Source organism: Metabacillus indicus, assembly GCF_046603695.1.
GTDB lineage: Bacteria > Bacillota > Bacilli > Bacillales > Bacillaceae > Bacillus_P > Bacillus_P indicus.
Genome location: NZ_CP176757.1, coordinates 75,018 through 96,535 on the forward strand (window position 1 = coordinate 75,018; position 21,518 = coordinate 96,535).

General features: G+C 45.9%; 23 protein-coding genes and 2 tRNA genes. All 25 read left to right on the forward strand.

The annotated features are described in order from the left end of the window. Positions 1-13: 13 nt before the first annotated feature. The 25 genes from mazG (at position 14) to ACK1LH_RS00500 (ending at position 21,509) form a co-directional block, all read left to right on the forward strand. Positions 14-1,477 carry a nucleoside triphosphate pyrophosphohydrolase gene (mazG, locus tag ACK1LH_RS00380; protein WP_411334267.1) on the forward strand — a complete coding sequence of 488 codons (1,464 nt, stop codon included), beginning with the start codon at positions 14-16 and terminating at the stop codon, positions 1,475-1,477. A gap of 18 nt (positions 1,478-1,495) precedes the next feature. Continuing rightward, complete coding sequence (locus ACK1LH_RS00385) at positions 1,496-1,759, forward strand: RNA-binding S4 domain-containing protein (protein WP_029286077.1); 264 nt, start codon at positions 1,496-1,498, stop codon at positions 1,757-1,759. Positions 1,760-1,841: 82 nt separating this feature from the next. Further along, positions 1,842-2,147, forward strand: a complete 306-nt coding sequence (gene yabP, locus ACK1LH_RS00390) for a sporulation protein YabP (RefSeq protein WP_029286079.1) — start codon at positions 1,842-1,844, stop codon at positions 2,145-2,147. After that, a complete protein-coding gene (yabQ, locus tag ACK1LH_RS00395) occupies positions 2,144-2,773 on the forward strand; it encodes a spore cortex biosynthesis protein YabQ (RefSeq protein WP_029286081.1) in 630 nt (209 codons plus the stop codon). The genes yabP and yabQ overlap by 4 nt, the downstream gene beginning before the upstream one ends. Before the next feature lie 12 nt (positions 2,774-2,785). Then, positions 2,786-3,166, forward strand: coding sequence for a septum formation initiator family protein (locus tag ACK1LH_RS00400; protein ID WP_029286083.1), 381 nt, complete (start codon positions 2,786-2,788; stop codon positions 3,164-3,166). A gap of 81 nt (positions 3,167-3,247) precedes the next feature. Next, entirely contained in the window at positions 3,248-3,700 is a 453-nt protein-coding gene (locus ACK1LH_RS00405) for a S1 domain-containing RNA-binding protein (RefSeq protein ID WP_029286085.1), read from the forward strand. 171 nt (positions 3,701-3,871) lie between these two features. Next, positions 3,872-3,948 (forward strand) — tRNA-Met (locus ACK1LH_RS00410). 9 nt (positions 3,949-3,957) lie between these two features. After that, positions 3,958-4,029, forward strand: a tRNA-Glu gene (locus ACK1LH_RS00415). Positions 4,030-4,296: 267 nt separating this feature from the next. Beyond that, positions 4,297-6,777, forward strand: a complete 2,481-nt coding sequence (gene spoIIE, locus ACK1LH_RS00420; protein ID WP_029286087.1) for a stage II sporulation protein E — start codon at positions 4,297-4,299, stop codon at positions 6,775-6,777. 103 nt (positions 6,778-6,880) lie between these two features. After that, the gene (locus ACK1LH_RS00425) at positions 6,881-7,618 is read left to right on the forward strand and encodes a VWA domain-containing protein (protein WP_029286089.1); all 738 of its coding nucleotides are present in this window, start codon (positions 6,881-6,883) and stop codon (positions 7,616-7,618) included. Beyond that, positions 7,584-8,666, forward strand: coding sequence for a serine/threonine-protein kinase (locus tag ACK1LH_RS00430; protein ID WP_282035230.1), 1,083 nt, complete (start codon positions 7,584-7,586; stop codon positions 8,664-8,666). The genes ACK1LH_RS00425 and ACK1LH_RS00430 overlap by 35 nt, the downstream gene beginning before the upstream one ends. Before the next feature lie 108 nt (positions 8,667-8,774). Continuing rightward, the gene (gene tilS / locus ACK1LH_RS00435; protein WP_411334268.1) at positions 8,775-10,163 is read left to right on the forward strand and encodes a tRNA lysidine(34) synthetase TilS; all 1,389 of its coding nucleotides are present in this window, start codon (positions 8,775-8,777) and stop codon (positions 10,161-10,163) included. A gap of 21 nt (positions 10,164-10,184) precedes the next feature. Next, positions 10,185-10,727, forward strand: a complete 543-nt coding sequence (gene hpt / locus ACK1LH_RS00440) for a hypoxanthine phosphoribosyltransferase (RefSeq protein ID WP_029566244.1) — start codon at positions 10,185-10,187, stop codon at positions 10,725-10,727. A gap of 103 nt (positions 10,728-10,830) precedes the next feature. Then, a complete protein-coding gene (gene ftsH, locus ACK1LH_RS00445) occupies positions 10,831-12,762 on the forward strand; it encodes an ATP-dependent zinc metalloprotease FtsH (RefSeq protein ID WP_203289326.1) in 1,932 nt (643 codons plus the stop codon). A 214-nt stretch (positions 12,763-12,976) separates the two neighbouring features. Next, on the forward strand, positions 12,977-13,744 hold the full coding sequence (locus tag ACK1LH_RS00450) for a type III pantothenate kinase (protein ID WP_029286099.1): 768 nt from the start codon (positions 12,977-12,979) through the stop codon (positions 13,742-13,744). 18 nt (positions 13,745-13,762) lie between these two features. Continuing rightward, positions 13,763-14,638 (forward strand): Hsp33 family molecular chaperone HslO, encoded by an 876-nt coding sequence (gene hslO / locus ACK1LH_RS00455; protein WP_029566245.1) that lies wholly within the window; start codon positions 13,763-13,765, stop codon positions 14,636-14,638. A gap of 23 nt (positions 14,639-14,661) precedes the next feature. Further along, the gene (locus ACK1LH_RS00460) at positions 14,662-15,570 is read left to right on the forward strand and encodes a peptidyl-prolyl cis-trans isomerase (protein ID WP_411334269.1); all 909 of its coding nucleotides are present in this window, start codon (positions 14,662-14,664) and stop codon (positions 15,568-15,570) included. Between the two features lie 119 nt (positions 15,571-15,689). Next, the gene (gene cysK, locus ACK1LH_RS00465; RefSeq protein ID WP_029286105.1) at positions 15,690-16,613 is read left to right on the forward strand and encodes a cysteine synthase A; all 924 of its coding nucleotides are present in this window, start codon (positions 15,690-15,692) and stop codon (positions 16,611-16,613) included. Between the two features lie 112 nt (positions 16,614-16,725). Then, on the forward strand, positions 16,726-18,144 hold the full coding sequence (gene trpE, locus ACK1LH_RS00470; RefSeq protein WP_411334270.1) for an anthranilate synthase component I: 1,419 nt from the start codon (positions 16,726-16,728) through the stop codon (positions 18,142-18,144). Between the two features lie 11 nt (positions 18,145-18,155). After that, complete coding sequence (pabA, locus tag ACK1LH_RS00475; protein WP_029286109.1) at positions 18,156-18,740, forward strand: aminodeoxychorismate/anthranilate synthase component II; 585 nt, start codon at positions 18,156-18,158, stop codon at positions 18,738-18,740. Further along, the gene (gene pabC, locus ACK1LH_RS00480) at positions 18,740-19,600 is read left to right on the forward strand and encodes an aminodeoxychorismate lyase (RefSeq protein ID WP_203289330.1); all 861 of its coding nucleotides are present in this window, start codon (positions 18,740-18,742) and stop codon (positions 19,598-19,600) included. Before pabA ends, pabC begins: the two co-directional genes overlap by 1 nt. A 14-nt stretch (positions 19,601-19,614) precedes the next feature. Beyond that, positions 19,615-20,472, forward strand: coding sequence for a dihydropteroate synthase (gene folP, locus ACK1LH_RS00485; RefSeq protein WP_029566251.1), 858 nt, complete (start codon positions 19,615-19,617; stop codon positions 20,470-20,472). After that, complete coding sequence (gene folB, locus ACK1LH_RS00490; RefSeq protein ID WP_029566252.1) at positions 20,465-20,827, forward strand: dihydroneopterin aldolase; 363 nt, start codon at positions 20,465-20,467, stop codon at positions 20,825-20,827. The genes folP and folB overlap by 8 nt, the downstream gene beginning before the upstream one ends. Continuing rightward, entirely contained in the window at positions 20,824-21,351 is a 528-nt protein-coding gene (gene folK, locus ACK1LH_RS00495; protein WP_029286116.1) for a 2-amino-4-hydroxy-6-hydroxymethyldihydropteridine diphosphokinase, read from the forward strand. The genes folB and folK overlap by 4 nt, the downstream gene beginning before the upstream one ends. Beyond that, positions 21,300-21,509 carry a helix-turn-helix domain-containing protein gene (locus ACK1LH_RS00500; RefSeq protein ID WP_029286118.1) on the forward strand — a complete coding sequence of 70 codons (210 nt, stop codon included), beginning with the start codon at positions 21,300-21,302 and terminating at the stop codon, positions 21,507-21,509. The genes folK and ACK1LH_RS00500 overlap by 52 nt, the downstream gene beginning before the upstream one ends. The last annotated feature ends 9 nt before the right edge of the window (positions 21,510-21,518 follow it).

Below are 21,518 nucleotides of genomic sequence, written 5' to 3' on the forward strand. Positions count from 1 at the left end.
GGGGTATGAATATATGGCCAGGAAGATTACGGTTGTCGGACTTGGCGGCTCTGATGCAAGCCATATGCCGCTTGGGGTATACCGCAGACTCACTTCAGCATCTGCGCTGTACTTAAGAACAAAGGAGCATCCTGTTGTAGCAGAGCTTGGGGCAGAGCTTCCGGGCTATGTGTCCTTTGATTCTGTCTATGAAGAAAACAGCCAGTTCGGTGATGTATATAAAATAATTGAAGAAGAGCTTTATAAAGAAGCAAGTGACAAGGACATTGTTTATGCTGTTCCCGGACATCCCCTCGTTGCAGAGCAAACCGTTCAATATCTTCTGCAAAACGGAAGAAAAAGAGGGTATGAGGTTGAGATTGCAGGAGGACAAAGCTTCCTGGATCCGACATTTACGGCACTTGGAATCGATCCGATTGACGGCTTTCAGATGGTGGACGGCCTCTCGATGAAAAGAGAGCAGCTGAACTACAGGCAGCACCTGATTATCTGCCAGGTCTATGATCAGATGGTTGCTTCTGAAGTAAAGCTGACGCTGATGGAAGATCTGCCTGATGAGTATGAAGTGATGATCGTCACTGAAGCCGGAGGACGGGACGAAAAGATTGTTAAAGTCCCTTTGTTTGAACTGGACAGAGCCGCGGCAGTGGATAATTTAACAAGTGTCTATGTTCCTCCGATAAAAGAAGAAGAGCAGCTGAATCATCAATTTCAGACTTTGCGTTCAGTCATTGCCGAGCTTCGGGGCCCAAACGGCTGTCCATGGGACAAAAAGCAGACACACAGCTCTCTTAAGCGGTACTTAATTGAAGAATGCTATGAGCTGATCGAAGCGATTGACGAAGAGGACGACGACCACATGGTTGAAGAGCTCGGGGATGTCCTGCTGCAGGTTATGCTGCATGCCCAAATCGGATCTGATGAAGGCATGTTTTCCATAGATGATGTGATTCGGACGCTGACGGATAAAATGATCCGGAGACACCCTCACGTCTTTGGGACGGCAGAGGCCCGTGATGAAGGAGAAGTCCTTGCCAACTGGCAGGAGATTAAGCGCGCAGAAAAAGGCTCACAGCAGAAGGAGCCGTTCCTGAAATCTGTAGCAGCTTCACTGCCTGCCCTGTCAAAGGCCTTTCATCTTCAGAAAAAAGCGGCCAAGGCAGGTTTTGACTGGGATGATGTGAACCCTGCATGGGACAAGGTGCAGGAGGAAATACAGGAATTCAAACACGAGGCAAAAGGAGCGGATTCCAAAAAAGTGCTTGAAGAATTCGGGGACATCCTTTTTGCACTCGTGAATATCGGCAGATTTTATGACGTAGAGCCAGAAACAGCGCTGACGTCTACTAACCATAAATTCACAAGACGATTCGAATATATTGAAAAGCGGGCTGAAGAGCTGAACAAACCGCTTGAGGACATGTCTTTAGAAGAAATGGACTCTTACTGGAATGAAGCGAAACAAAAGGGCCTGTAAAAGGGGAGTGCTTAAACCATGAGACTGGATAAATTTTTAAAAGTATCAAGATTAATTAAACGCCGGACGCTTGCAAAGGAAGTATCCGACCAGGGCAGGATTACTGTGAACGGAACGGTTGCAAAAGCCAGTTCAACTGTTAAAGAAGGGGACGAGCTCGCAATCCGCTTCGGACAAAAACGCATTACGGCCAAGGTCGAAAAACTCCAGGATTCTTCTAAGAAAGAAGATGCAGCCGGCATGTTCACAATCATAAAGGAAGAAAAGCTAAGCGAAGAATAGTCAGCAGGGGCTTGTTCTATTTTGCCTCCCTTTCTCATAGAAATAGATAAGAATATTTCTAAGAAGAATGCGGGGGCTGGCTATGAATCAATATTATGACAATGGATCACAGTCTAAAGGAACCATCCAGGAGCATGACGTGATTATGAGAGGCCGCAAGCTGCTGGACATCACAGGCGTAACCCATGTAGAAAGTTTTGACAACGAAGAGTTTCTTCTTGAGACGGTCATGGGCGCACTTGCCATTCGCGGGGAAAATCTGCAAATGAAAAACCTGGATGTCGACAAAGGCATTGTCTCCATCAAAGGGAGAGTTTTTGACCTTGTCTACCTAGATGACCAACAGACGGAGAAAGCTAAAGGGCTCTTTAGCAAGTTGTTTAAATGACGCTGTCCGTTCAATTCCTTACCATGCTCAGCATGGTCGGATCCGGCTGTTTTATCGGAGTTTCCCTTGATACATACAGCCGTTTCCTCATGCGGTCAAAAAGAGCAAAATGGATTGTGTTTATAAACGACGTCTTTTTCTGGCTGTTTCAGGGCCTTCTTTTATTTTACGTTCTTCTCCAGGTTAATGAAGGCGAGTTCAGGGTATACATTCTCCTTGCGCTGCTGTGCGGATATGCTGCCTACCAGAGTCTTTTGAAAAAAATGTACCTGGCTGTTTTGGAATGGATGATAAGGTTTGCTGTCGGTCTGTACAGAACAGCTTTAAGAATTGGTGATTTCATGTTGGTCAAGCCTGTCACAGGGCTGACAAAATTGCTCATTGCCATTGTCACCGGACTTGTCATCTTTTTATGGAAGTTGGTAAAATGGCTTTGCAGGCTGATATTCGGAACGCTTAAAGTGCTGATGGCTCCTGTCATTTGGATACTGAAAGGATTGCTTAAACTTGTTCCTGTTCGCATCCGGAAATTCTTTCACAATTATTTCAAAAAAGCGGCAGGATTTTGTTTGAAAATCTTGAATATGTGTGGTAACTTATGGATTTTACGGAAAAAGAAGAAGTAAGGAGGCTAATGGATGAGTCTCGCTAAAGAACGGAAAATTACCCAGCTTCAGTCACAGTACGTGCAGCAGCAGGAGCGAAAAGACCAGATCATGAAACGGCGGAAACGCGGCCTTATCAGACGGCTGACGTTATTTGGATTAATTGCAGCTGTAACTTCTGTTATTGTGCTTTCGACCCTGATTTCCCAATCAAGCGCCATTGAAGAAAAGGCAGAAGAAAAGAAAAAGCTTGAGAGTCAGCTTGCTGAGCTTGAGAAAGAAGAAAAGGTGCTCGAAGAAGAAATTGTGAAGCTGAACGACGATGATTATATTGCAAAAATCGCCCGCCGCGACTATTTTTTATCGGATGAGAACGAAATTATCTTCTCTTTGCCAAAAAAAGGTAAAGAGTAGTGTTGTTGACACTTGATTTTTACATTATGTATAATTAACTATAATGAGTTTTTATGTTTATTAAGGAGGAGCATTTTTTTTATGTCGATAGAAGTTGGCAGCAAGCTGCAAGGTAAGGTAACGGGCATTACAAATTTCGGAGCGTTCGTAGAGCTTTCTGGCGGCACTACAGGACTAGTCCATATCAGTGAAGTCGCTGATAATTACGTGAAGGATATTAACGATCACTTAAAAGTAGGTGACGAAGTTACTGTAAAAGTCATCAACGTAGAGAAAGACGGAAAAATCGGTTTATCCATCAAGAAAGCTATTGATCGTCCTGAGCGCCCAGAACGTCCAGACCGCCCGAACCGCTCAGACCGTCCAAACCGCCCAGATCGTCCAAGAGGAAGATCAAATACAAATGAGTTCCGTCCTAAAGAGAATTTCGAGCAAAAAATGAGCAGATTCCTTAAAGACAGCGAGGATCGCTTATCATCTCTAAAACGCAACACGGAATCAAAACGCGGCGGTCGCGGAGCAAGAAGAGGTTAACTTGCTGCTATCTGATATAAATGCTTAATCGTCAGGAGAGCACATGCGCGTGTGCTTTCTTTTTTTTATGGAAAAAATGGATCCTGAAAACTTTTTTAAACTTTTTGTTGACGAAAGGGACAATCCTTTGTATTATATATCTTGTGCCTAACACAAATGGCTTATAAAAATGGCGGTGTAGCTCAGCTGGCTAGAGCGTACGGTTCATACCCGTGAGGTCGTGGGTTCGACTCCCTCCGCCGCTACCATTTTTAACTGGCCCGTTGGTCAAGCGGTTAAGACACCGCCCTTTCACGGCGGTAACACGGGTTCGAATCCCGTACGGGTCATCTTGTAAACCCCGGTTCTCATATTGAGAGCCGGGGTTTTTTGTATGGATTTTTTCCTATCAGTTTCCTGCCATTTCCCCCGGTTGCGACTCATTTCTCAGACTGCTTACCCCCTTTTCCTGTAAAATGACCCTGTTTTTCGTGCATTTTGTCGCTATTCAAAAAAACAGTCGAACGTTTCTTGGTATACCGGCCCCTCGTTTGACAAATTCTTTTTTGAGCCTTTTATATAATAGCCGTAATATCAAAAAACGGGGGAATGAAAATATGGAAAAGGTAGAAAGAAGGGTAATCGAGCCGATGACCGAAGTCAGCCTTGAAAGAACGCATCAGTGGTTCAATCGTTCTTTGAACCGTTTTGGGACAAGAATGCAGCTTCTTTTTTTACATAGAGGCCTGCTGTTTGTGCTGATTGGCTTTCTTCTTGGACGGGCTTTAATTCTGACAGAGGTGCTTCCGTTTGCATTGCCTTTTTTCGGAGCCGTTCTGCTGATGAAAAAAGATAAAGCGCTTTTTGCTTCGCTTGCTCTGATCGGAGGAGCAGCCACCATCTCCTGGCAAACCTCTCTCTTTGTCACCGCCTCAATCTTCGTCTTCCTGGTGATGAAAAAGCTGACATCTATTCTTTACAAAGACAAGATGAAGGCACTGCCATTTGTTGTCTTTGCTTCTATGATGCTTACACGGATCGGGTACTTTTATCTTCAGGGCCCGCTTACTCTTTACGATTATATGATGGCAGGAGTCGAGTCCGGTCTTGCCTTTATTCTGTCGCTCATCTTCCTTCAGAGTCTGCCTCTTCTTACTGCAAAGAAGCACAAGCAGTCACTTAAAATAGAAGAAATTATCTGCATCATGATTCTTCTGGCTTCTGTCCTGACAGGGTTTGTCGGCGTCACTTATCAGGAGCTTCAGGCTGAGCACATCTTTTCTCGCTATATCGTCCTGCTGTTTGCCTTTATCGGGGGCTCAAGCATCGGCTGTACGGTCGGTGTAGTAACGGGATTGATTTTGAGCCTGGCAAACGTAGGGAATTTATATCAGATGAGCCTCCTTGCGTTTTCGGGGCTTCTTGGAGGTCTGCTGAAAGAAGGGCAGAAGTTTGGAGCGGCAATCGGATTGCTGATTGGATCGCTGCTTATTACCCTGTACGGAGAGGGTTCAACAGATCTAATGAAAAACCTGACAGAGTCCGTTATTGCCATCGGCCTGTTTTTGCTGACCCCGAAGGCGATCACCAATAAGCTTGCCAAGCACATTCCGGGTACGAACGAACACACCCAGGAGCAGCAGCAGTATGTGCGGAAAATCAGGGACGTGACCGCGCACAGAGTCGATCAGTTCTCCCAGGTTTTTTATGCTCTTTCTGAAAGCTTTGCCACCTTCTATGAAAAAAGCGAAGAATCAGAAGACCAGCGGGGAACAGATTTGTTCTTGAGCACGATTACCGAAAAAACGTGCCAGACCTGCTTTAAAAAAGAAAGGTGCTGGGTACAGAATTTTGATACAACCTATGAGTTTATGAAGGCCATTATGGATGAAAGCAAAGAAAATACGTATCACAGCAACCGCAAGCTGAAAAAAGAGTTTGAAAAGTACTGCTCCAAACCGAAAAAGGTGGAAGAGGCTATTGAGCAGGAAATCAACTATTATGATGCGAACGAAAAACTGAAGCAGCAAGTGCAGGAAAGCAGGCGGCTTGTAGCTGAACAGCTGCTTGGCGTGTCTCAGGTCATGGAGGATTTTTCAAAAGAAATCAAGCGTGAGCGTGAGAATCATTTTGTGCAGGAGGAGCAGATTCTTGAAGCGCTTCAGAGCTTTGGCATTGAGATAGGGCACGTTGATATATACAGTCTTGAACAGGGAAATGTCGATATTGAAATGAGCATCCCGTTTTGCAACGGCCACGGGGAGTGCGAAAAAATCATAGCTCCGATGCTTTCTGATATTCTGGAGGAATCCGTCATTGTGAAACATGAGGAATGCTCAAGCTATCCGAATGGCTACTGTCATGTATCGTTCGGGTCTTCAAGAACGTATCGGGTTGATTCAGGTGTGGCCCATGCGGCAAAAGGCGGGGGGCTCGTTTCGGGAGACAGCTACTCAACTATTGAACTTGGTTTCGGCAAATATGCGATTGCCATCAGCGACGGTATGGGAAACGGAGTAAGAGCCCATTTTGAGAGCAATGAAACCATCAAGCTGCTTCAGAAAATCCTTCAGTCCGGAATCGAAGAAAAGGTAGCGATTAAAACGATCAATTCCATCCTGTCCCTGAGAACGACAGATGAAATTTTTTCCACGCTTGACCTTGCGATTGTCGATTTGCAGGATGCTACGTGCAAGTTTCTGAAAATCGGTTCTACGCCAAGCTTCATTAAACGCGGAGACCAGATCATGAAGATACAGGCAAGCAATCTTCCGATGGGCATCATTGATGAGTTTGATGTGGAAGTTGTGGGAGAACAGCTGAAAGCGGGAGATCTGCTGATTATGATGAGCGACGGCATCTTTGAAGGGCCGAAGCATGTAGAGAATCACGATCTTTGGATGAAACGGAAGATTAAAGAGCTTGAGACAATGGATCCTCAGGAGGTCGCAGATTTAATTATGGAGGAGGTTATCCGGACTCGGGGCGGGAAAATTGAGGACGATATGACCGTTGTCGTTGCTAAAGTCGACCACAATACACCGAAATGGGCATCCATTCCGACTGCAAAACATATTAAAAAGCAAGGGGCGGTTTAAAGCTTTAAAGCCTTCTTTCAGAGTATAAAACTCTCTATTACTGGCGAGGATGATACTACATTATTTCCTTGGTGATAAGAGGATACCTGGAGGGGCTGAACCAATGAATAAAGGGAAACTGAAACAAATACTGCTGATAACAGACGGGTGTTCCAATCATGGCGAAGATCCGGTCGCGATGGCTGCTCTTGCAAAAGAACAGGGGATTACCGTTAACGTCATTGGAATACTGGAAGAAAACATTGTTGACCAGGATGCGATAAATGAAATCGAAGGAATTGCGATGTCCGGGGGCGGAGTGAGCCAGGTGGTGTATGCTGAACAGCTGTCTCAGACGGTTCAAATGGTCACCAGACAGGCGATGACTCAAACTCTGCAGGGTGTTGTGAACTCCGAACTGCAGCAGATTCTGGGCAAAAAAGTGACAATGGAGGAGCTCTCCCCCGAAAAACGGGGCGAGGTCATGGAAGTAGTCGATGAGCTTGGAGAAACAATCGGCATGGAGATCCTGATTCTTGTTGATACAAGCGGAAGCATGAAACCCAAGCTTCCGACCGTTAAAGAATCGCTGCTTGATTTATCAATCAGCCTGAATTCGAGAATAGGTGAAAATCAATTTTCAGTGTCTGTATTTCCTGGGAAAAAGGAAGAAGTTGAAACGGTCCTTGAGTGGACGCCGAAACTTGAATCTCTCTCTTCTATTTTCCCGAAGCTGACAACAGGCGGCATTACGCCTACGGGACCTGCCATTCGCGATGGCATTCATTCGTTTAAGAAAAAGCGTTCGTTAAGGAGCCTGCTTTCAGATGATGAACAATACTTCAATGAATCAAACATGTAATCTTCTGCCCGGCACTGTCGTCGAAGGAAAGTGGCATCATAACAAGTACCGCATCGTAAAGCCGCTTGGACAGGGTGCTACAGGGATCGTTTACTTGGCAGAAGGGAGAAGTGGACTTGCCGCTTTGAAGGTAAGCGGGAACAGCATGTCCATTACGTCTGAAGTGAATGTTCTTAAGCACTTTTCAAAGGTCCAGGGGAGTTCCCTTGGGCCTGCTTTAGTTGATGTAGATGACTGGATCCATCCTGGAACGGGGGAGCGGGTTCCGTTCTATGTAATGGAATATATAAGCGGAAAGCAGTACCTTGATTTCATCAGCAATCAGGGAATGGAATGGATAGGAGTCCTGACGGTTCAGCTGCTGTCGAATTTAGAGGAGCTGCACAGGGCCGGATGGGTATTCGGCGACTTGAAGCCTGAAAATCTGATGGTGGCAGAACGGCCGGTAAAGCTGCGGTTTATTGACGTTGGGGGCACAACTCTGAATGGAAGGTCGATCAAGGAGTTTACCGACTTTTTTGACAGAGGGTACTGGGGTCTCGGCACCCGCAGGGCTGAGCCGTCCTACGATTTGTTTGCGGCTGCCATGATCGTCATTAACTCTGTCCATCCCAAACGGTTTAAAAAGCAGGATGAGGGCGGCAGACAGCTCCTGGAAGTCATTCAGGACCACCCCTATTTAAGAAAGCATTCAGCTGTTTTGAAAAAAGCGTTATTGGGAAAATACCAATATGCCGCTGATATGAAAAAAGACTTTCTGACGTCGCTCTATGAGCAGGGTTCAGCAGCGCAAAAACAGCAGAAGAGCCGCGTGCAGACAGGACAGGCTCAAGCGGCAAAACCGTCTCAGGTGCATGGACGGCAAAGCAGAGCGTCCAAACAGGCGAAAGCGGGGAGGCCCGTGCCGTCAGGCAATGCCGCAAGTCAGGGGCCGGTCCGTGTAAAAGCAAAAAAGAGAAGCAGGGCAGGAGGATGGGTAGAAACCATCATGATCCTTGCCGCACTGTGCATTATCTACTCGTTTTACGTCTATCACTATCTGATGTAGCGCGAATTTATGGTAAATATGTGAACGGGGGACTTCTTTTTTGCAGGGCTGAAAGCTGTCATGATAGTATGAAGGTACGCAAAGACTATGCTATAAAAGAGGAATGCCATGCTAGAACGTTTCAGACGTTTTCTTACACACTATGCAGTGAAAGACACAGCAGTCGTCATAGGTGTATCAGGAGGTCCTGATTCACTCGCCCTGCTTCATTTATTTATCCGGCTTAGGTCCGAATTCGGCCTGAGTCTTGCTGTCGCTCATGTTGATCACATGTTCCGGGGAGCTGAATCCGCTCTTGAAATGGGATTTGTAAAGGACTTTTGCAGGAACCATGATGTTCTGTGCGAAGCTGTGCAGATCGATGTCCCGAAGTATGCGGAGGAAAACCCTGAAATGAGCCTTCAGAGCGCGGCAAGAGAATGCCGCTATTCCTTCTTTGAAAGTGTCATGAAGAAGCATCATGCCCCGTTCATAGCTTTAGGCCATCATGGCGATGATCAGATTGAGACGATTCTGATGAGAATGACAAGGGGCAGCGCGGGAACAGCGCTTGCCGGGATATCGGAACAAAGGGAGTTTGCAGGCGGAAGCATTATCCGGCCCCTGCTTTCAGCTGATAAAAGGGAAATCCTCGAATACTGCAGCCTGAACCATCTGGCTCCAAGGTTTGACCCAAGCAACGAAAAGCTTGATTACACCCGAAACCGCTTCCGTAAACAGGTTCTTCCATTCCTGAAGGAAGAGAACCCGAAAGTGCACGGGAGATTTCAGTATTTCAGCAGGACTTTCAAAGAAGATGAAGAGTTCTTACAGGAATTATCGAAAGAAAAGTTGAATACAGTATTGAAAAGGAAAGAAAAGCACGAAGCCGAACTCGATATCGATTTGTTCAACACCCTGCCTATGCCTTTACAAAGAAGATGTATTCAACTAATATTAAACTATCTTTATGAAGACCAACCATCTTCCCTTTCTTCTATACATATTGAGAGTCTACAATCCTTACTCTCGCATACACATCCTTCCGGTTCACTAGATTATCCAGACGGCCTTAAAGTAATCAAATCCTACCAAACGTGTTTGTTTACTTTTGAACAAATAAAGGACCAGTCATTTTCAAGGACAGTGCAGATCCCGTCAAGCACAGTACTTCCAGACGGGCATCTCCTCACTTGTAAGATCATCAGCGGAAAGCCTGATGAATGGATAGCTGGAAACGATGTGTTCGTCATGCCGGCCAAGTCTTTGACCAAGCCTCTGCTTATCCGTACCAGAAGGCAGGGCGATAAAATCAAACTCAAGGGCATGAACGGTACGAAAAAAGTAAAAGATATATTTATTGATGCAAAAGTACCGGTCCATAGAAGGAACAGCTGGCCTGTTTTAGAAGATGGCAGCGGCAAGATCCTTTGGCTTCCCGGCCTTAAAAAGTCTTCATTTGAAGATGCCGGGTGCGGCGCAGGTGACTACGTTGTTTTGCAATATAAAGAGCAATGATTTTGTAGGGGGCAACTTGTAATGAAGCAGGATATCGAAAAAGTATTAATAACAGAAGAAGAAATCAGCCGCAAGGTAAAGGAACTTGGAGCGCAGCTTACTGAAGAGTACAAAGACCGCTTCCCTCTTGCTATTGGAGTGCTGAAAGGCGCTATGCCGTTTATGGCAGATCTGCTGAAGAACATTGATACATACTTGGAAATGGACTTTATGGATGTTTCGAGTTATGGTACTTCTACAGTATCTTCCGGTGAAGTGAAAATCCTGAAAGACCTTGACACTTCAGTAGAAGGCAGAGACATCCTGATTATTGAAGATATCATCGACAGCGGGCTTACACTGAGCTACCTTGTAGAGCTTTTCCGCTACCGCAAGGCAAAAACGATCAGCATTGTGACGCTTCTTGATAAGCCAACAGGACGCAAAGCGGATATTCAGGCTGATTATGTGGGCTTTGAAGTGCCGGATGCATTTGTTGTAGGATATGGACTTGACTACATCGAACGCTACCGCAATCTTCCTTATATTGGAGTTCTGAAGCCTGAAATTTATGAAAATAAGTAATTGCTGCATTTGTCAAGTACCAAAACGGCCAATCAGTTGTATTGGAATGATTTTCTATGATACTATTTAAAATAGTTGTGTTTACTGTGGGAGGAGGTAAGGAATGAATCGGATCTTCCGTAATACCATATTTTATTTGCTAATCTTTTTAGTGGTTATTGGAGTCGTCAGTTTTTTCCAGGGAAACAACACAAAAACTGAGCCATTAACTTACAGTACGTTCATTTCCAAACTTGAAGCTGGTGACGTGAAAGAAATTACGATACAGCCGCTTCGCGGAGTATATGAAGTAAAGGGCCAGCTGGATGATTATAAAAAAGATGAGCTGTTTGTAACACATGTACTGAGCGACAAAGCTCTGGACCGTGTGGATGCTGCAGCGCAGGGCAAAACAAGTGTTAAATTTGTTCCTGCAGAAGAAACGAGCGGATGGGTAACATTCTTTACATCCATCATACCGTTTGTCATTATCTTTATTCTTTTCTTCTTCCTGCTCAACCAGGCTCAGGGCGGCGGAAGCCGTGTCATGAATTTCGGCAAGAGCAAAGCGAAGCTCTACAGCGAAGAAAAGAAAAAAGTGCGCTTTAAAGATGTTGCCGGTGCAGATGAGGAAAAACAAGAGCTTGTCGAAGTTGTTGAGTTCCTTAAAGACCCGCGCAAATTTGCCGAGCTTGGCGCCCGTATTCCAAAAGGCGTTCTGCTAGTAGGACCTCCGGGTACAGGTAAAACCCTGCTTGCCCGTGCTGCAGCAGGTGAAGCCGGCGTTCCGTTCTTCTCTATAAGCGGATCTGACTTTGTTGAAATGTTCGTAGGGGTGGGAGCTTCCCGTGTCCGCGACCTGTTCGAAAATGCAAAGAAAAATGCACCTTGTATCATCTTTATCGATGAAATCGATGCTGTTGGACGCCAGCGCGGCGCCGGTCTTGGCGGCGGCCATGACGAGCGCGAGCAGACGCTGAACCAATTGCTCGTTGAAATGGATGGATTCGGCGGAAATGAAGGCATCATCATGATTGCTGCAACGAACCGTCCGGATATTCTTGACCCGGCATTGCTTCGTCCGGGACGTTTTGACCGTCAAATCACAGTTGACCGTCCGGATCTTAAGGGCCGTGAAGCGGTGCTTGAAGTTCATGCCCGCAATAAGCCTCTGGATGACACGGTTAACCTGAAATCCATCGCAGCCCGTACACCTGGTTTTTCTGGTGCAGACCTTGAGAACCTGCTGAACGAAGCAGCGCTTGTTGCAGCACGCCGCAACAAGAAGAAAGTGGATATGACGGATATAGACGAGGCGACAGACCGCGTAATTGCAGGTCCAGCCAAGAAAAGCCGCGTTATTTCCAAAAAAGAACGCAATATTGTTGCCTATCATGAAGGCGGACATACGATTATCGGTGTAGTTCTTGATGAAGCCGATATGGTTCATAAAGTAACAATCGTGCCTCGCGGGCAGGCTGGCGGCTATGCCGTTATGCTTCCAAAAGAGGACCGTTATTTCATGACAAAGCCTGAACTTCTTGATAAAATCACAGGACTTCTCGGCGGCCGTGTGGCTGAGGATATCGTCTTCGGCGAAGTGAGCACAGGTGCGACGAACGACTTCCAGCGTGCCACTGGCATTGCAAGACGCATGGTAACGGAGTTCGGTATGAGTGACAAGCTTGGACCGCTTCAATTCGGACAGTCCCAGGGACAGGTGTTCTTAGGCCGCGACTTTAACAGCGAGCAGAATTACAGTGATGCGATTGCCCATGAAATCGACATGGAAGTACAGCGCATTATCAAAGAATGCTACGAGCGCGCTAAGAAAATCCTTACTGAAAACCGCGATAAGCTTGAACTGATTGCTCAGACCCTGCTTGAAATCGAAACTCTCGATGCAGAGCAGATCAAGCATTTAGTGGATCACGGCACACTGCCTGACCGTCCGGTTTCAGAACATGAGAAGAAAGAAGATGTAAAAGTGAACATCCTTCCAAAAAAGGATGAAGAGCAGACATCTGAGATTCATGAAGACCGAAAAGAAGACTGATCATACATCAAAACCGCATGTTCACATTGAACATGCGGTTTTTTAACGCCGTTTCAGGTTCTTCCTTTTGCATTCCACTGTCTAAAAAGACTAAAATGAGTGAGGGAAGACAGGGCTGCACACATAAATTTTGCATAAATTTAAGTTGGCTTCATGATATGATGAAAGAGTATTGAATACAGAGAAAAAGAATTTGGATAAAGTGGTGATACATATGTTTTTAGTGCTGGATGTAGGGAATACAAATACCGTTTTAGGCGTTTTTGAAGGAGATGCTCTCAAGCATCACTGGCGCATTGAGACGACGCGCAACAAAACAGAAGATGAATTTGGCATGCTCATCAAATCCCTCTTTGAACATGAAGGCATTCATCTGACCGATATTAAAGGAATCATTATCTCCTCTGTTGTTCCGCCGATTATGTTCTCGCTTGAGCGGATGTGCACAAAATATTTCAAACAAAAGCCCCTTGTTGTCGGACCTGGCATCAAGACAGGCTTGAACATTAAATATGAGAATCCCCGTGAAGTAGGGGCAGACCGGATTGTAAATGCGGTGGCAGGCATCCATTTATACGGCGGTCCTCTGATTATTGTTGATTTTGGCACAGCGACGACCTACTGCTATATCAACGAGGAAAAACAATATATGGGCGGCGCCATTGCTCCGGGCATCAATATCTCAACCGAGGCTCTCTATTCGAGGGCAGCCAAGCTTCCAAGAATCGAAATTGCACGACCTGATGATATTATCGGCAAAAATACTGTCAGCGCTATGCAGGCGGGCATTCTTTATGGGTATGTCGGACAGGTTGAAGGTATTGTCGGGAGAATGAAACAGCAGTCTAAAGCAGAGCCTAAGGTTATTGCAACAGGAGGACTTTCAACGCTGATCGCTTCTGAGTCGAAGGTGATTGACATCGTTGATCCGTTCCTCACATTAAAAGGGCTTCAGCTGATTTTTGAACGAAACAGCATTTAATTGGAAAGGTGATAAAACATGGATTATCTTGTAAAGGCACTTGCGTTTGACGGACAAGTGCGTGCATACGCAGCCAAAACAACAGACACAGTTGGAGAGGCGCAAAGAAGGCATCAGACATGGCCGACTGCATCTGCAGCCCTCGGCCGTTCAATGACGGCTGGTGTCCTGATGGGCTCAATGCTTAAAGGCGAAAGCAAAATGACGATTAAAGTGGAGGGAGGCGGGCCTATAGGCGTGATTGTCGTTGACAGCAATGCAAAAGGCGAGGTTCGCGGCTATGTGACAAACCCTCAAACACACTTTGACCTGAATGCAAAAGGAAAGCTTGATGTAGCAAGAGCGGTTGGAACATCCGGAACGCTTTCTGTTGTAAAGGATCTTGGCATGAAAGAACATTTCACAGGTTCAGTTGAACTTGTGTCAGGTGAACTTGGCGAAGACTTTACCTATTATCTTGTCAGCTCTGAGCAGGTTCCATCATCCGTTGGGGTAGGCGTACTTGTTAACCCTGACAACACAATCCTCGCGGCAGGCGGCTTCATCATTCAGCTCATGCCCGGCACGGACGAATCAACGATTGCGGAAATTGAAAAACGGCTTGGAAGTGTAGAGCCAATCTCGAAACTGATCCAAAAAGGGCTTACGCCGGAAGAAATTCTGTTTGAAATTCTCGGCAAAGACCACGTGAAGATTCTTGATCAGCACCCGGTTGCTTTTCACTGCCCTTGCTCACGCGAGAGAATTTCAAATGCCATTATCAGTCTGGGAGCTGATGAAATCCAAAGCATGATTGAAGAGGACGGCAAAGCAGAAGCAGAGTGCCACTTCTGTAATGAACGCTATCATTTTTCAAAAGAAGAACTGACAGAGCTGAAAGAAGAAGCGCGCTGAACATGCGGTCGGGAGATGGAGAGATGAACAGAAAAGCGGTCTGGCTGATAATCTTCGGACTCGTGATCATCAACTGTTTTACTCTGGCATATTTTCTAACAAAGGATGACAGCATCGCTGCAATCGGACCTGCTTCAAACGGAAGCTCAGAATCCATTGCATCTGTCGGAGATAAGGAAATAACAAGAGAGCAGTGGATGGCAGAGCTTGAAGATCGTTTCGGCAGGGAAACACTTGAAGAAATGATTAATTTTACGGTTGTTGAGGAGCTTGCTGAAAAGCATGACATCCGCATCCCTGATGAGGAGCTTGAACGTGAGCTTACAATGTATAAGTCCATGTACAATTCACTCGACAACGAGCAGCTTTCAGAAGACGGAGAGCTGCGCGAACAGATCAGGTACAGCATGCTTCTTGAAGAGCTGCTGACAAAAGATGTTGAAATACCGGAGAAGGAATTGAAGGCTTATTACGAGTCCAATCAAGATCTCTATTCCATTAAAGATACGTATCACCTTTTTCACATCGTGACAAAGACAGAAGCGGAAGCGAAAAAGGTAATCGAAGAGCTTGAGGGCGGTTCGAGCTTTGAAGCGCTCGCTGCGGAAAAATCAATCGATGAGTTTTCTGCAAACGAGGGCGGAGACCTTGGTTATGTTTCATCAGAAAACGATTATCTGCCTGCTCAATATATCGAAGAAGCTGAAATGCTGAAAAAAGATAAGTGGAGCAAGCCGATCAAAAGTGAAAGCGGCTATTCTGTCATCCTTCTGAAAGAGAAGGTTAATGGCGTGCAGTACTCATTTGAAGAAGCCAAGAACCAGATCAGACGGCAAATTGCCCTTGAGCAGATGGAATCAGCCGTTTCTGTAAAACCTTTATGGGAAGAAGCGGGAGTAACGTGGTTTTACGGCAGCGGCACATCTGAATAAGAAACAGAATTGAGTATTTTGCCCTATCCGAGAAGTAAGAAAAGATTGACAATTCAGACTGAGGTTTGGTACATTCTTTTTAAAGCCAATAAAAATACTCGGAAATAGAGGTGGTCAGATTGACGCGTGTAGCAAATTCTATACACGAACTGGTTGGGGAAACACCTATTGTCAAATTAAACCGCATTGTAGATGAAAACAGTGCAGATGTATATTTAAAGCTTGAGTTCATGAACCCTGGAAGCAGTGTAAAAGACCGCATAGCACTTGCGATGATTGAAGCTGCCGAAGAAAAAGGTCTTCTTAAAGAAGGCGATACAATCATTGAACCGACAAGCGGAAATACAGGCATCGGGCTTGCAATGGTTGCAGCTGCAAAAGGGATTAAGGCAATTCTTGTAATGCCTGAAACAATGAGCATGGAGCGCCGCAATCTTCTTCGGGCGTATGGTGCCGAGCTTGTTCTTACTCCTGGTCCTGAGGGCATGGGCGGAGCTATCAGAAAAGCGGAAGAACTTTCAAAAGAGCATGGCTATTTCATGCCTCAGCAGTTCAAAAATGAAGCAAATCCTGAAGTTCACCGCCGTACGACAGGTCCTGAGATTGTCAGTCAGATGGGCGGCCAGCTTGATGCATTCATAGCAGGAATCGGAACGGGCGGAACCATTACGGGTGCCGGCGAGGTTCTTAAAGAAGCTTATCCTGATATAAAAATCTATGCGGTGGAGCCTGCTGATTCACCTGTCCTTTCTGGAGGAAAACCGGGTCCTCATAAAATCCAGGGCATCGGAGCAGGATTTGTTCCGGATATCTTAAAAACGGATATTTACGACGGTGTCATTCAAGTGAAAAATGAAGAAGCTTTTGAAGTGGCGCGGAAAGCGGCAAGAGAAGAGGGTCTTCTTGGAGGCATTTCTTCCGGTGCAGCGATTAAAGCAGCCCTTCAAGTAGCGAAAGAGCTTGGTAAAGGCAAAAAGGTTCTTGCCATTATCCCAAGTAACGGGGAAAGATACTTAAGCACGCCGCTTTACCAATTTGATTAATCAAGAAACAGCCCTTGGGCTGTTTTTTTGTTTATGGGAGAAATTTTCAACATGTATTCTTCCGCCCTTTTATGTAAAATGAACTTATGAGTTTTTAAGGAGAGGGTTAAGCATGCACCTTGAGAGAAAACCGCTTGCAAAGAAAGCGGCTTACAATCTTGATTTCTTCAGACAATATCAGCATCTATCCAGAAACGAGGAGCGTCACGCGATCCTTGAAAGCGGCAGGGGCGGCCGGTACAGCATCGCGGGCCTTCACCCGGCAGCGGTCATTAAAGGGAAAGATTCGGTCCTTTCAATCCAGACAAAGAGCGGAACTGAACAGCGGACAGGAAATATTCTTGATGAGTTCAGGAGCTGGTTCAGTCAGTTTAACACCGTAAAGAATGATGAGCTTCCGGATTTCCAGGGAGGGGCGATCGGTTTTTTCAGCTATGATTGTGTAAGAGTGTTTGAGAAGCTTGAAAGCCGTTCGATCGACGATCTTGAAACACCGGATTTATATTTTCTGCTTTTTGATGATCTGGCCGTTTATGATCACCAGACAAAGGAAATCTGGTTCATTACCCACTATTCATCTGAAGCTGACCTAAAAGAGGCGCAAAACAGAATAGCTGAAATGGAGAAGAGCTGGTTTGAAAAACAGACAGCTGCATTTCTTCATAAGCCAGTAGGCGGAACCGGAAATCCTGCATCCCCGCACCGGTTTACAAAAGAGTCGTTTATGGATGCTGTTGAGACAATCAAGGAATACATCGCAAACGGAGATGTTTTTCAGGTGAACCTGTCTGTCAGGCAGACTGAACCTCTGAAGGTGCATCCGCTTAAAGTGTATGAAACCCTGAGGGAAGTAAATCCATCGCCGTATATGGCTTACCTGGATCTGCTGGATTTCCAGATTGTCAGCGGCTCGCCTGAGCTATTGGTAAAAATAGACGGCGAACACGCAAGCACAAGGCCGATTGCGGGAACAAGGTCAAGAGGGGAAAGTGAAGAAGAAGATCAAAAGCTTGCCTCGGAACTGATTGAAAATGAGAAAGAACGTGCCGAGCACGTTATGCTTGTCGATCTTGAACGGAATGACCTTGGAAGAGTATGCAAATACGGTACGGTCGAAGTAAACGAGTTTATGGTCATCGAAAAATATTCACATGTGATGCATATCGTTTCAAATGTCCGCGGCCTGCTTGCAGAAGGAAAAGATTATATGGACGTCCTTAAAGGTGTTTTTCCGGGAGGGACGATTACGGGAGCTCCCAAAATCAGAACGATGGAAATTATTGAGGAGCTTGAGCCGACAAGAAGAGGCATTTATACAGGATCGATCGGCTGGATTGGGTATAATGGAGATATGGAAATGAACATTGTCATCCGCACGCTGCTTGCGAAGGACGGACATGCCTATATCCAGTCTGGAGCCGGAATTGTCATCGATTCCAATCCTAAACACGAATATAAAGAATCGCTTAAGAAGGCGCAGGCCTTGCTTAGGGCGAAAGAGCTGAGCGAAGAAGAGACTATGACAGTATGAGGTGAGAGAGAATGATTTTAATGATTGATAACTATGATTCGTTTACGTTTAACCTGGTGCAGTATTTAGGGGAGCTTGGGGAGGAGCTTACCGTTCGCAGGAACGATGAGATCACGCTCGATGAAATTGAAGAGATGGCTCCGGATTTCCTCATGATATCTCCTGGCCCGTGCAGTCCGAATGAAGCTGGAATCAGCATGGCTGCCATTGAGCGCTTTGCGGGAAAAATTCCGATTTTCGGAGTTTGTCTTGGACATCAATCCATCGCGCAGGTTTTCGGGGGAGATGTTGTCCGCGCAGAACGCCTGATGCACGGAAAAACATCCGAAATGCACCACGACGGCAAAACGATCTTTCAAGATATTGAAAATCCATTTACAGCTACCCGCTATCATTCACTTATTGTGAAAAAAGAAACACTGCCTGACTGCTTTGATATCACAGCCTGGACCGAAGAAGGCGAAATCATGGCAATCCGCCATAAAACACTGCCGGTTGAAGGCGTGCAGTTCCACCCGGAGTCAATCATGACATCCTTTGGGAAAAATCTGCTCGGCAACTTCATTAAAACGCACCGGCCTGCTGAAAAAATCTGATGTATATTTACCTGAACTCCGAATTCATTCAGGCAGAGGATGCCAGGATCTCTCCCTTTGACCACGGGTATCTTTATGGTCTTGGGGTGTTTGAAACGTTCAGAGTCTATAAGGGGCATCCATTTTTGCTGAATGATCACATGAGCAGGCTGCAAAAAGCCATGGGAGAGCTGAATATTCAGTTGGATGATTCCGGCCTGAATATAGAAGAGGTCATTCAGCATCTGCTTCTGCTTAACGATCTGCAGGATGAGGATGTATCGGTGCGCCTTAACGTATCAGCGGGGGACGGCGGACTGATGTTCGGTGCACTGGAATATCGTGAGCCCACTGTCATGATGTTTATGAGGAAACTGCCGGAGCTGCCGGCTGACCTTGAAAAACGAGGGGTGCTTCTGTCTGTTCCGAGAAATACGCCTGAAGGAAAAGAACGAATCAAGTCCCATCATTATCTGAACAATGTTCTGGCGAAGCGTGAAGCAGGAAATGATCCTTCGGTTGAAGGGATTTTTCTTACGAAAGACGGGTTTGTGGCAGAAGGGATTGTCTCAAATCTCTTCTGGGTAAAAGATGAGTGTGTGTATACACCTTCTCTGGATACAGGGATCTTGAACGGCATCACCCGGCAGTTCGTCATCCGCTGTCTGGAAAAAGAGGAAATGAGATGGGTGGAAGGCAGTTTTACAGCAGATGAGCTGCTTCAGGCTGATGAAGTATTTGCCGTGAACTCTGTTCAGGAAATCATTCCGCTGAAAGAAATTGGCTCTAGCGTTTTTTCAGGAAAGAATGGCGCTGTAACGCAAACACTAAAAAGGATTTATAAGCAAAGCAGAATGCTGAAAAGCAGAGAAGAGCTGTAAAGGATTGATGAAAAATGGACACCATTTTAGCTGATGATAAAAAGGATCTGATCTGCGGACCGTACCGATTAAATCCTTATGAAAAGACATTGATTATGGGGATTTTGAATCTGACGCCTGACTCCTTTTCGGATGGAGGCAGGTTTAACCGCATAGAGACGGCGCTTGCCCACGCGAAGGAAATGATTGCAGACGGAGCGGATATCATTGATGTCGGGGGAGAGTCGACACGCCCAGGCGCGGATTTTGTCCCTGCTGAAGAAGAAATCCGGAGAGTTGTTCCAATTATTAAAGAGCTTTCTAAAGAAATCAGTGTTCCAATCTCCATTGATACTTACAAAGCAGAAGTGGCAGAGCAGGCTGTTCTTGCCGGAGCAACGATTCTAAACGATGTATGGGGGGCAAAAGCAGATCCTGAGATGGCTGCTGTTGCTGCAAAGTACGATGTGCCGATTATCCTCATGCATAACCGGCCGGAACGGAATTACAACGCGCTGATTCCGGACATGATCTCGGATTTGAATGAAAGTGTCTCGATCGCCAAAATAGCAGGTGTCAAGGACAGCAAAATTATTCTTGACCCGGGCATCGGGTTTGCGAAGACGATGGAGGATAATCTTGAGGTCATGAGAAATCTGGAGACTTTCACTCAATTGGGGTATCCGGTCCTGCTCGGAACATCAAGAAAATCCTTCATCGGCCGCATACTTGATCTCCCGCCTTCTGATAGAATGGAGGGTACAGGGGCTACAGTGTGCCTCGGAATCGAAAAAGGATGCAGCATTGTGAGGGTGCATGATGTGAAAGGAATTGCAAGAATGGCAAAAATGATGGATGCCATGATTGGAAAAGGAGCGGCTGAGCTTGGATAAAATTTTTGTGAACGGGATGGAGTTTTACGGGTATCATGGTGTTTTTCCTGAAGAGACGAAGCTCGGCCAGCGTTTTCGGGCTGACCTGACCATTGAGCTTGATTTAAAGCAGGCAGGGCAGACAGATGATCTGCAGCATACGGTCAATTATGCTTCGCTTTATAAAATTTGCAGGGGTGTTGCTGAAGGAAAGCCGTTCAAGCTTGTAGAAGCTGTCGCCGAGAAAATCGCGGCGGATGTTCTTGAAGAATTTCAGCAGGTAAGCTTCTGCACAGTAAAACTTTACAAGCCGGACCCGCCTATTCCCGGCCATTACGACTATGTTGCCGTGGAGATCAGGAGAGGACGCTCATGAACAGAGCCTTTCTTGCTCTTGGCAGCAACATCGGAGACAGAGAGCGCTATTTAAAAGATGCGATCCTGAGCTTGAATGAACATTCTTCTATTAAGGTGGAGGAAATTTCCTCTATTTATGAGACAGATCCGGTGGGTTATGAGAATCAGGATGCATTTTTAAATATGGTGCTCTCCGTCCGCACAGATCTGACAGCGTTTGAGCTGCTGTCTGTCATGCAGGGAATTGAACAGAGTCTCGGAAGAAAAAGGGACATCAGGTGGGGTCCCCGGACTTTGGACCTTGACATTTTACTCTATAATCATGAAAATATTGAAACAGAGCAACTAATTATTCCACACCCTAGGATGTTAGAGCGTTCGTTCGTATTAATCCCGTTATATGAGATAGACCAGAATATTCATATACAAGCAAGCAATCAGCCGCTTTCAGTCATAATCGATCAACTACCGGACAAAGAAGGGGTACGAATATGGAAGCAGCAGAAAAATGGGGAAGACGTATTCGCGCTTTTCGAAAATTAAAAGGATTTACCCAGGAAGGGTTTGCAAAAGACCTTGGCATATCCGTGTCTGTTTTAGGCGAGGTTGAACGCGGGAACAGGCTTCCGAATGATCAGCTTATTGAAGAAGTAGCGGCCGCGCTGAACGTCACGGTAGAAGAGCTTTCACCGAGAGAGTAAGGCCCTGAA

Bases quoted from the DNA above. Each gene is read 5' to 3' on its own strand.
- pabC (WP_203289330.1), top strand. From the start codon at position 18,740: ATGTATATTTACCTGAACTCCGAATTCATTCAGGCAGAGGATGCCAGG.
- folP (WP_029566251.1), top strand. From the start codon at position 19,615: ATGGACACCATTTTAGCTGATGATAAAAAGGATCTGATCTGCGGACCG.
- spoIIE (WP_029286087.1), top strand. From the start codon at position 4,297: ATGGAAAAGGTAGAAAGAAGGGTAATCGAGCCGATGACCGAAGTCAGC.
- ACK1LH_RS00400 (WP_029286083.1), top strand. From the start codon at position 2,786: ATGAGTCTCGCTAAAGAACGGAAAATTACCCAGCTTCAGTCACAGTAC.
- ACK1LH_RS00405 (WP_029286085.1), top strand. From the start codon at position 3,248: ATGTCGATAGAAGTTGGCAGCAAGCTGCAAGGTAAGGTAACGGGCATT.
- ACK1LH_RS00385 (WP_029286077.1), top strand. From the start codon at position 1,496: ATGAGACTGGATAAATTTTTAAAAGTATCAAGATTAATTAAACGCCGG.
- ftsH (WP_203289326.1), top strand. From the start codon at position 10,831: ATGAATCGGATCTTCCGTAATACCATATTTTATTTGCTAATCTTTTTA.
- ACK1LH_RS00430 (WP_282035230.1), top strand. From the start codon at position 7,584: ATGATGAACAATACTTCAATGAATCAAACATGTAATCTTCTGCCCGGC.
- pabA (WP_029286109.1), top strand. From the start codon at position 18,156: ATGATTTTAATGATTGATAACTATGATTCGTTTACGTTTAACCTGGTG.
- ACK1LH_RS00450 (WP_029286099.1), top strand. From the start codon at position 12,977: ATGTTTTTAGTGCTGGATGTAGGGAATACAAATACCGTTTTAGGCGTT.
- hpt (WP_029566244.1), top strand. From the start codon at position 10,185: ATGAAGCAGGATATCGAAAAAGTATTAATAACAGAAGAAGAAATCAGC.
- hslO (WP_029566245.1), top strand. From the start codon at position 13,763: ATGGATTATCTTGTAAAGGCACTTGCGTTTGACGGACAAGTGCGTGCA.
- folK (WP_029286116.1), top strand. From the start codon at position 20,824: ATGAACAGAGCCTTTCTTGCTCTTGGCAGCAACATCGGAGACAGAGAG.
- ACK1LH_RS00425 (WP_029286089.1), top strand. From the start codon at position 6,881: ATGAATAAAGGGAAACTGAAACAAATACTGCTGATAACAGACGGGTGT.
- tilS (WP_411334268.1), top strand. From the start codon at position 8,775: ATGCTAGAACGTTTCAGACGTTTTCTTACACACTATGCAGTGAAAGAC.
- yabQ (WP_029286081.1), top strand. From the start codon at position 2,144: ATGACGCTGTCCGTTCAATTCCTTACCATGCTCAGCATGGTCGGATCC.
- yabP (WP_029286079.1), top strand. From the start codon at position 1,842: ATGAATCAATATTATGACAATGGATCACAGTCTAAAGGAACCATCCAG.
- ACK1LH_RS00500 (WP_029286118.1), top strand. From the start codon at position 21,300: ATGGAAGCAGCAGAAAAATGGGGAAGACGTATTCGCGCTTTTCGAAAA.
- mazG (WP_411334267.1), top strand. From the start codon at position 14: ATGGCCAGGAAGATTACGGTTGTCGGACTTGGCGGCTCTGATGCAAGC.
- ACK1LH_RS00460 (WP_411334269.1), top strand. From the start codon at position 14,662: ATGAACAGAAAAGCGGTCTGGCTGATAATCTTCGGACTCGTGATCATC.
- trpE (WP_411334270.1), top strand. From the start codon at position 16,726: ATGCACCTTGAGAGAAAACCGCTTGCAAAGAAAGCGGCTTACAATCTT.